The 1,065-nt window shown below is 71.5% G+C and carries 1 protein-coding gene; it reads right to left on the reverse strand.

The features are described from left to right. Window positions 1-9 precede the first annotated feature (9 nt). Window positions 10-1,065, reverse strand: a 1,056-nt coding sequence (gene alr / locus G6016_RS13700; protein WP_182633188.1) for an alanine racemase, incomplete at its 5' end; no start/stop codon positions are given.

The raw sequence follows: 1,065 nt of genomic DNA on the forward strand, positions 1-1,065 counted from the left end.
TGTCGTTCGTCATCGTGCGCTCCCCCGCTGCTCCCCGATGCCGGTGCCTGAATGATCTGCGGCGCGGCGGCCGCGCAACACGTGGTTCCTGCTCGCCCGGCCCCGAACGGCCGTGACCACCTCGTAGTGGATCGTCCCCAACTCGTCGGCCCACTCGGCGGCTGTGGGGCCGCCGTAGGCGCCGGTGCCGAACAGCACCGCGGTATCGCCGGCGCGGACGGTGGTTCCGGCGTCAGAACCGAGGTCGACGACGAACTGGTCCATGCAGACGCGCCCCACGTTCGGGTAGCGGCGCCCACCGATCTCGACGTCCAGCCGGCCTGACAGCAGCCGCCAGACCCCATCGGCATAGCCAGCAGCGATCAAGGCCACGGTAGTGTCGTGCGGCGCATGCCAGGTGTGGCCATAACTCACGCCCTCGCCCTGCGCGAGCCGCTTGACCATGAGTACGTCCGCCGAGAAAGTCATGGCGGGCACCAGGTCAGCGCCCAGATTGCCCACGGGGTCCAAACCGTACAGCGCGATGCCGGGGCGGACCATCTCGAAGGCGTCCTGCGGCCGGGTCAGCGTGGCCGCCGAATTGGCGTGGTGGTTGACCGGGCACTCCAGGCCACGCGCGCGGGCCTGCGCCACGCACTCGTGCAGGCGCGCGACCTGCTGGTCGATGACGGGATTGCCGGGGTCGTCGGCGTGCGCGAAATGCGCCATCAGGCCCGTGACCTCGACCAACCCGCCAGCCGTGGCCGCAACCAGGCGCTCGAGGATGTTCGGCCAGTCCTCGAGGAGGATGCCGGAACGATTGAGGCCGGTGTCGAGTTTGGGGGTCACGCGCGCCCGGCGGCCCGTGCGGCGCGCAGCCTCCAGCACGGTGTCCAGGTGGGCGGGGCTGGGGATGGCGAGGTCGATGCCGGCCTCCACGGCGGCGCGGACATCGTCGGACGCCTGATAGAGCCAGGCCAGGATCTCGGCGTCGATCCCCGCCGACCGCAGCTCGAGCGCCTCGGCGATCGTGGTGACGCCCAGCGCGGTGGCGCCCCCGCGCAGCGCGGCCAGCGAGACCGGGAC

This window comes from Dietzia aerolata (genome assembly GCF_014144865.1).
Lineage (GTDB): Bacteria > Actinomycetota > Actinomycetes > Mycobacteriales > Mycobacteriaceae > Dietzia > Dietzia aerolata.